This is a genomic window from Peptostreptococcus sp. (genome assembly GCF_977045075.1).
On record NZ_CDRRTB010000074.1, the window covers coordinates 1 to 9110 of the forward strand.

Sequence of the window (9110 nt, forward strand, 5' to 3'; positions counted from 1 at the left end):
GTATCTGAGTAAGTTCCCCTCTGAGGGAAAGCCTTTGGAGCGAATATCCTATATTCCTTGCTTAGGACCTCCAACCCCTTGTCAAACGATTCGAGATTTAACTCTAATTTCATGCAACTTACCTCCTTTAGAAAATTATTCTAAATTTTTAATTTAAGGACAAAGACGGGGCTTTGTCAATTGATATAATAATTGATAATTCAATAATAGCAGTTTGATAAAAAAAAAACTGTAACATAAGTCACAGTTTTCTTATAAAATATCAAATTGTCAAAATTTTTTTATTCTTTTATGAAAATCATTAGTATTACTTGTCTGTAAATGATATTTACTATCATGCTTTAAAGAATCCTCTGGCTTTATCTATATCCACACTTATCTTCCTTCCCTCTAGCTCAACTATACCCTTATTGGTTAAGGACTTCATAGCCCTAGATACAGACTCCCTCTGACATCCCAACATCTTGGCCAGATAGGTAACCGTCAGATTTAGGTCTATCATGGTCATAGACGAGCCATCGATCTTGCTACCATAGTCTAGTCCTAGCCTCACCAGCTTAGCAGCCAGCCTCTTTTCTATATTTATAGTCACTGAGTTTTTAAGCTGCCTATATAGCCTCCTTATCCTATTTTCCATATAGGCCATGCAGTTTCTTGCCAATACATAGTCCTTGGACATTATTTCATCAAAATCATCAAAGCCTACCCTCAGTATCCTTGACCTCTCAAAGCCCCAGCACTCAACGGCTGATTTATTATTTCTCATAACAGGCTGGTTGATCGTGTCGCCTGGATTTAAGATAAAGACAACCTTGCTCTCTCCATTTTCATTAGGCTTTACAAGGGTAACCTTACCCTCTAGCAAAAAATACACATAATATAGGTCCTGTCTATCATGGTATAAACAAGCATTTTTCTTTAAGTCCACAATATCACCACAGGCTAGTATCCTATTTAAACTTTCATCAGATATACCATCGAATACCTTGACTCCGCATACTTCTTCAATCTTAGCTTTCATATGCATCCTTCTTTCTAAAACTACACATAATCGTCATATATCATTAAGTTAGGGATGCCCTTTAATATGGTCCCTATAGTTAATTTTACCATATTTTATTATATATGTCATTTTATAAGCTAGAATATTTATTATAAGTCTAAACAAAAAATAGGCCTAGCCCTAGTAATCTAGACCTACTTACAATTCTAAAATCCTATAGGTTGTTTATCAGGTTGATCATTTCAATAGCACCAACTGCCACATCAAAGCCCTTGTTACCTGCCTTTGTACCAGCCCTTTCAATGGCCTGTTCAATATTTTCAGTAGTTACTACACCAAACATTACAGGTATTCCACTTTCAAGCGATACATGGGCTATACCCTTTGAAACCTCGTTGCATACATAGTCATAGTGGCTAGTGTTACCCCTGATTACTGCTCCTAGGCAGATTACTGCATCATACTTGCCAGACTTGGCCATCTTGTCAGCTATTAGGGGTATTTCAAAGGCACCTGGTACCCAGGCCACATCTATATTGTCATCTTTAACATCATGTCTTACTAGGGCATCTTGGGCACCTGAAAGCAACTTAGATGTTATGAACTCATTAAAACGTGCTGCCACTATTCCTATCTTTACTTCCTTTGCTACTAAATTTCCTTGTATATAATTCATTTTCTTTCCTCCGATTTTTCTAAAATTTTATATCGACTTATACCTGTCTCATTTTTAATATAGACTTTCTTATCTTATTTTAATCTAAATTTTCTTATCTTATTTTAATTTAGACTTTTTATATCCTTACTATCATCTTTTCATCTATACTTTTCTCTATTGCCCATACTCATCTTTTTTAATAGCTACTTGAACTATTCTGCTATTTCAAGTATATGACCCATCTTGTTCTTCTTAGTCTGTAGGTAGAACCTGTCATGGTCTGTAGCCTTTATTTCTATTGGCACCCTATCAACAATTTCCATACCATAGTCTGATAGTTGGTATACCTTGTCAGGATTGTTAGTCAATAGCCTCATAGTCTTTACTCCTAGGTCCTTTAGGATTTGAGCACCTGTAAAGTACTCCCTCAAGTCTCCTTCAAAGCCTAGGGCTAGGTTGGCTTCTAGGGTATCCATCCCCTGGTCCTGTAGGGCATAGGCCTTTAGCTTGTTTACTAGGCCAATACCACGTCCCTCCTGTCTCATATAAAGGACTATTCCACGACCTTCTTTTTCTACGGCCTCCATAGCGGATTCAAATTGCTTACCACAGTCGCACCTCATTGATCCGAATACATCACCTGTTAGGCACTCTGAATGAACCCTGCAAAGTATGTCTCTACCATCACCTATGTCCCCCTTTACTAGGGCTACATGGTGCTCCCCATTTAACTTGTTTATATAGGCATAGGCTGTAAAATCTCCAAACCTAGTTGGCATCTTTACCTTGCTTGAGCACTCTACTAACTTGTCGTGCTTTTTCCTGTATTCCTGTAGGGCCTTTATAGAGGTAAACTTTAGCCCCCACTCCTGGGACATCTCTATAAGGTCGGTCTTTCTCATCATAGTTCCGTCTTCCTTCATGATTTCACAGCAAAGGCCACACTCCTTTAGGCCAGCTAGTCTCATTAGGTCAACAGTAGCCTCTGTATGTCCATTCCTCTCTAAGACACCATTAGGCTTAGCCTTTAGGGGGAACATATGTCCTGGTCTACGGAAGTCACTTGGCTTTACATCGTCAGCTACACAGGCCCTAGCAGTGAAGCCTCTCTCAACTGCTGATATGCCTGTAGTTGTATCAACATGGTCTATAGATACGGTAAAGGCTGTTTCGTGGTTGTCAGTATTATTTACCACCATCTGCTCAAGGCCCAACCTCTTGCAATATTCTGCACTCATTGGCATACAGATTAGCCCCTTTCCATAGCTAGCCATAAAGTTAATATTTTCTGTAGTAGCAAACTCTGCTGCACAGATTAGGTCACCTTCATTTTCTCTGTCTTCATCATCTGTAACCAAGACCATCTTTCCCTGTCTTAGGTCTTCTAATACTTCCTCAATTGTGTTAAGCTTAAACATTTCATCCTCCTAAAAACCATTTTTCAATAAAAATTCTCTTGTTATTTCATGCTTGTCTGCTTCCCTGCTACCCAAGTTACCGAAGCTCATCAGCCTTTCAACATACTTACCTATACAGTCATTTTCCAGGTTTACTATATGTCCCTGACCCTTATAGTCCAGTATAGTATTAGCCAGAGTGTGGGGAATTATGGATACTGAAAAATCTCTATCACTTACCTTGGCTACTGTCAGGCTTATACCATCTATAGTTATAGACCCCTTCTCAATGATGTACTTCAGTATTTTCTTATCTGCACCTATCTGGTACCAGACCGCATTATCATCCTTCTTTACAGATAGGATTTTGCCTGTTCCATCAATGTGACCAGATACTATATGACCCCCAAAACGTCCATTAGCCTGCATGGCCCTTTCAAGATTTACCCTAGATCCCGTCTTTAGGCTAGCCAGGGATGACCTAGTCATGGTCTCATGCATGACATCAACTGTAAACTGGTCCTTACTAAAGGAAGTCACAGTTAGGCAAACCCCATTTACTGCTATACTATCTCCCAGGCTGACATCCTCTAGGACCCTCTTGGCTGACAGGGTCAGGACTGCTGAATTAGTTCCCCTTGCTATAGCCTTTACACTTCCTATTTCCTCTATTATTCCTGTAAACACTCAACCACCTCATTTTCTACAATGTAGTTTATCAGTAGGTCAGGACCAAAGGCCTCTATACTCTTAAGCCTCAAGGCCCTTGCCTGGTCTGGTAGGTCAACTCCATATCCTCCAACTGGCGACTTGGCATCCTTTCCACCAAAGATCTTGTTGCCTATATATACCTGGACCCTAGAAACTATGCCTGCCTCAAGGGCTGACCAGTTCAGCTGGCCTCCCCCCTCTAGTAGGACTGAATCCAGTCCCATAGCCCCTATCCTATCCATTAGGTCTACTAGATCTATACCTGGTCCCGGTCCCTCCTGGACTAGGATCTGGCAGCCTGCCTTCTCTAGGTTGGCTATCTTGTCCCTATCAGTTGACCTTGTTGCTATAATCGTAGGATAACTATTGGCTGTTCCCACTATATTAGACCCCATAGGAATCCTCAAATGTGTATCGCATATTATCCTAGTCGGACTAAGCCCACCCTCTAGCCTGCAATTTAGGGTAGGGTCATCTGCCAGGACAGTTCCTATACCAACCATAATGGCTGAATACCTATGCCTATCCCTATGGACCTGGGCCCTTGCTTCTGGACCTGTTATCCACTGGGACTTGCCTGTCCTTGTGGCTATCTTACCATCAGCAGTCATTGCATACTTCATTACTACAAAGGGCTTCTTATCCCTTATATAGTGCATAAAGACCTCATTTAGGTCATCACATTCATCTTCAAGAAGACCAGTTACAACCTCTATGCCATGGTCTCTGAGTATCCTTATTCCCTGACCTGCCACCTTGGGATTAGGATCAAGCGAACCCACCACTACCTTCTTTATACCATTTTCTATTATGGCCTGGGTACAAGGTGGAGTCTTTCCATAGTGGCAACAAGGCTCTAAGGTAACATACATAGTTGCCCCTTTAACATCTACACCTCTAGACTGGCAGTCCTTTAGGGCCTCCCTCTCTGCGTGTAGACAACCACACCTGGTATGGTAGCCCTTACCTAAGACCTGACCATCCTTAACTATTACAGCCCCAACCATGGGATTAGGGTTGGTGTATCCACAGGCCCTCTCTGCTAGCTCAAGAGCCATCCTCATATATAGCTCATCCATATGAATCCCCCCATAAAAAAATCCCTGAACATATAGTCCAGGGCATAAATCCTTTAGTAGTGTATATATTGTGGCACAAAAAATACCATAAAACAAGACTAGTCCTTGTAAAAAAAATCTGAAATGTTTAAAAAACATTTCAGAGCAATTTTTTGTATCATAAATATACACAATATCTTCTTTCATCCAGACTTTAACTGTCGGCTTTGGAATCTCACCAAATCAGCTTGCGCTCGCGGGCTTTACCGCCGGTAGGGACTTGCACCCTGCCCTGAAGATTATATTCACTTTCTTACAAGTTTAATTTATCATATTATGAAAACCTTGTCAACAGTCTTTAGAATTTTTAGTTTCTTTTAGTCTTAGTTATCAAGACATATGTTACACTTTGAGAAATACTCGGATACTATTTCATTAGGACTTTTAAAATTAAGACTGATCTTAGCTGTGCTATTATATCTTTGCATAAAGAGTATAGAATTTTTTCTGTAAATTGCCTTCTATGGTAATTTTGTCAATTTAGACAACTTAAATTGGCTCTATATCAAATAACGTTGGTGATAATTTAAATCAATAAAATCTATTAAATTATGCGGCAGCATCCATAGCAAACTTATAGCTATGGATGTTGCCCTTTTGTATTTTATACCTTTCCATTAGCATTATCCTTGCCTTAAAATTCCTAAAACTCCTGTATCCGTAGGATACTCTTTTAATTACCTTTATCTTATTATTCTTACCCTCTACAATTGCATTCGTATAGTCATATTTGAGTGAATTTACCACATATTTTCTAAGCTTTTTAAGGATTTTTATACTCTTCCTAAAACACATGTGTATTTTATCATTCCTAGTATTTAGAATGTCTTCAAGCATATTCACATCATTATTAGATATACTTAATAGGAAGTTTTGATAAAAAACATAGGCTTCTTTTAAGTTGGGGAATTTTCCTAATATGTAGCCTAATATGTCAGCTGAACTAGTCATATTTTTAAAGTGTATGTTCTTGTAAAAATATATACTGTTTAACTCCCAGTTCTTTGTAAGTGGTATTTTCCAGTATCTCTTCAGTATTTTATACTCTCTAGACCTGGTATTAAGCTTCTTCATCTCGTTTATTCTTAGCTTGTTTAACTCTCTTGTCAAGAGCTGTACTATGTGGAATCTATCCACTACGATATTGGCATTTGGAAAGACCTTCTTGGCAAGATCAATATATGGCCTATACATGTCTGTAGTCACATATTCTACCCTTTTTCTGACCTCCAAGGGATAGGAATTAAAATACTCAAAGAGGTATCTTTGTTTCCTATCTGCCAGGATATCAAAAATATGACCGCCTTCTAAATCGGTTAAATTTACACTCATAGACGCATCAACTGTGTTTACTGACTTAAATTCATCTATTGATAGAATCCTAGGAAGGTAATTTTTTCTTCTCCTATCTTCAGTTAAACGGAGTATTCTGGCAACACTAGTAGGAGATACACAGTGTTCTCTTGCAATTAAGTCCATTGACTTAGTCTCACATAGGTTTAAAACTATAGATCTCTTAACATCATTCGATATGAAGCACCCCTTATCTACGATAGGTGTTTTGGCCATAAATGTTGACTCGCAATGCTTACAGAAAAACCTCTGCTTTTTAACCATCAATATCAAAGGGTTTGTATTGACCCTATTAAAAAGTATTTTTACAGTCTGACTCCCATTTCTAATTATGTCATAATTTTCATTGACTATACCACATTTAGGGCAGCAAGCTGGCCTATATGAAAGCTTTCCCCTTAGTACTGTATATTCTATCCCCTTGATATTTTCTTTTTCGTTACCTAAAATTACTAAATTTTTATCGTTAATTCCTAAGATTTCTGTTATACTAGCATTAGAACACATATCATTTCTCCTTTTTTTATTTTGTGGTGATTTAAATTATACACGAGATTTGATGTGTGTTCCTATTTTTTTGCAAAAAATTTAGCGTTGGGAGAGAATTTTCTCTCACCAACGCTAAATATTATACAACCAATAAAAATCTTACTTATCTTCAGTTGATACTATTGTAACACCAGAAAGGTCTTTTTCAGCTATAATATCTTCTATAGTTTCCTTAGTTTCCATCAACTTTTCTAGTGACATTGAATAGTAGTCTGAACCAGCATTTCCTTCAATGTTGAATCCGTGTTCGTTTAAGAAAGCATTAACTGTTTCTTCGTTCTTCTTATATGCTACATAAGCAATAGCGCATACACCAACACCAATTGCAACACCCTTTAAAACATCACTTCTATTACCAATACTAAACATCATACCAAAATCCTCCTTATAATGTTAATTAATTTAATATATTAAGTATTAATTTAGGATTAATACAATCCTCTCCTATAAATATACTCCTACTTTGAAATACCCCTTCTAAAGTTTACATTCTGGTATGCATCAAAGCATGAGCTGATGAACTTTTTGTAGAAGTAAGACTTGCTTTCTTCTTCTGCCACCTTTATTTCACCATCTTCATCCTCATATGTTTCAATCAGGATTGACCTTTCCTGTCTTGTCAATATATGACGACCGAATGTCAATAACCAGGCAATGGCTGGTGAATATAGGCTCATATTAGTTGTACCATTTACTGCCGTAACCTCGTTTATGGACGTAATCAAGTACATGATTGACATTACCTCAGGGTCAAAGGCACCATTTTCGTTCAACTCCTTGTAACCATGCTCAAAGATGGCTCCAATAGTAGTCACTAGGGCACCCCACCTTACGAAGTTCCTATATGTATTTAGGCTACCGAACACTCTGCTTGCAAGACCTGTAGCCTGTCCTAGACCAATAGTAGATACAGTACCGTCTTCATTAAGGGCCTGTCCTCCCAGACCTATAAAGTTCATACCTAGGTCAATTATTATAAAGGCCAGGGAAACAAGTGAACTATAGCCCATTGCGTGCTTGTTAGATATCTTGTAGTTAAGCTTAATCTGGTTTTCCTTTATGTCCCTAGAGTACAAGCCACAGAAAGTAAGTATCAACTGATTAAGGTCTGTAATGTCCTTGTCATATTCAAGTACAAAGGTCCTTGTAGGACCAGTGTAACTACCCCTGATAATCTTAGTTTTTTCCTTTAGCTTGTTTAATATATCTAGTGGATTCTTAGGTTCATTTACAACCCTCATTCTCAGTCTACCTGATACAGAAAAAACCACATCAACATCTATATTCTTTTCAGGGCAATGCTTGACCATCCTACATTCCTCCCCTCAAGGACTTGTGGAACAATAATCTACAAGAGTTTCCAACCACCAATATTGTACTCATATTGTGCATTACAGCACTCCAGAATACAGATATATTACTAGTTGCTCCCAAGACTAGACCTACAGTATTTATACCTGCTACTAGGGCAAAGTTCTGCTTTACTATATCCATAGTCTTGTGAGATAGGTCGATAACCCTTGGAATCATTATTGGGTCATCAGAATGTATTACTAGGTCAGATGTCTCCATAGCTACATCAGTAGACTTACTGCCTAGTGATATACCTACATTGGCATATGATAGGGCTGGGGCATCATTGATACCATCTCCAACCATTATTACGCCAGTACCCTCTGACTTCATCTTTAGTATTTCATTGGCCTTGTCCTCTGGTAAAAGCTCAGCCCTAAAGCTATCTGCATTAACCTTGGCTGCTACCTCCTGGGCCTGCTTCTTCATATCTCCAGTTAGGATTACCACTTCATTTATACCATTTGAACGCATCATGTTGATGGCTCTCTTTATATTCTTTCTAGGCTTGTCAAAGGCACCTAACACTCCTATAAAGTCGTCTCCATATGAGACAAAGATTGGAGTGGAGCTCATAGCAAATTCTATGGCTTCATTAGATGGCTCTATGCCATTTTCTGTCATAAACTTAAGGTTACCGGCACGTACCATCTTGCCATCTACTTCAGTAGATGTACCCCTTGCTACTACAGTTTCTATAGGGCCATGCTTAGGAATCTGCACTCCCAATAGCTTACCATACTCTAGTACACAGTATGATAATGGGTGGGAAGAAGCTTCCTCTGCTGCACATGCATAGCTAACTAGATCTCTTTCTGTATAGCCATTACCTTCTTCTATGAATACATCCTTGATCCTTGGCTTACCTTCTGTAATAGTACCTGTCTTGTCAAATACAACTGTATCAGTCATACTTAACTGTTCAATAAAGGCACCACCCTTTATCAAGACACCATTCTTAACTGATG

At 38.5% G+C, this 9110-nt stretch carries 9 protein-coding genes and 1 riboswitch; all 9 genes read right to left on the reverse strand.

Annotated features, from left to right (window positions below):
• Positions 1-334 precede the first annotated feature (334 nt).
• The gene (locus ACW6OJ_RS06435) at positions 335-1021 is read right to left on the reverse strand and encodes a Crp/Fnr family transcriptional regulator (protein ID WP_455105106.1); all 687 of its coding nucleotides are present in this window, start codon (positions 1019-1021) and stop codon (positions 335-337) included.
• Positions 1022-1217: 196 nt separating this feature from the next.
• A complete protein-coding gene (gene ribH, locus ACW6OJ_RS06440) occupies positions 1218-1679 on the reverse strand; it encodes a 6,7-dimethyl-8-ribityllumazine synthase (RefSeq protein WP_314497784.1) in 462 nt (153 codons plus the stop codon).
• A 194-nt stretch (positions 1680-1873) separates the two neighbouring features.
• Entirely contained in the window at positions 1874-3079 is a 1206-nt protein-coding gene (locus tag ACW6OJ_RS06445; RefSeq protein ID WP_456096068.1) for a bifunctional 3,4-dihydroxy-2-butanone-4-phosphate synthase/GTP cyclohydrolase II, read from the reverse strand.
• Positions 3080-3088: 9 nt separating this feature from the next.
• The gene (gene ribE, locus ACW6OJ_RS06450; protein WP_455105108.1) at positions 3089-3745 is read right to left on the reverse strand and encodes a riboflavin synthase; all 657 of its coding nucleotides are present in this window, start codon (positions 3743-3745) and stop codon (positions 3089-3091) included.
• Positions 3730-4848: a bifunctional diaminohydroxyphosphoribosylaminopyrimidine deaminase/5-amino-6-(5-phosphoribosylamino)uracil reductase RibD gene (gene ribD, locus ACW6OJ_RS06455; RefSeq protein ID WP_456096069.1), complete on the reverse strand. Its 1119-nt coding sequence runs from the start codon at positions 4846-4848 to the stop codon at positions 3730-3732. Before ribD ends, ribE begins: the two co-directional genes overlap by 16 nt.
• A 170-nt stretch (positions 4849-5018) precedes the next feature.
• Positions 5019-5131, reverse strand: a riboswitch (FMN riboswitch).
• Between the two features lie 305 nt (positions 5132-5436).
• Positions 5437-6747, reverse strand: coding sequence for an ISL3 family transposase (locus tag ACW6OJ_RS06460; RefSeq protein WP_456096070.1), 1311 nt, complete (start codon positions 6745-6747; stop codon positions 5437-5439).
• Between the two features lie 141 nt (positions 6748-6888).
• The gene (locus ACW6OJ_RS06465; RefSeq protein ID WP_293429040.1) at positions 6889-7161 is read right to left on the reverse strand and encodes a hypothetical protein; all 273 of its coding nucleotides are present in this window, start codon (positions 7159-7161) and stop codon (positions 6889-6891) included.
• Between the two features lie 86 nt (positions 7162-7247).
• Entirely contained in the window at positions 7248-8099 is an 852-nt protein-coding gene (locus ACW6OJ_RS06470) for a hypothetical protein (protein ID WP_314515818.1), read from the reverse strand.
• 1 nt (position 8100) lies between these two features.
• The coding region (locus tag ACW6OJ_RS06475) for a heavy metal translocating P-type ATPase (protein WP_456096071.1) at positions 8101-9110 on the reverse strand (1010 nt) is incomplete at its 5' end.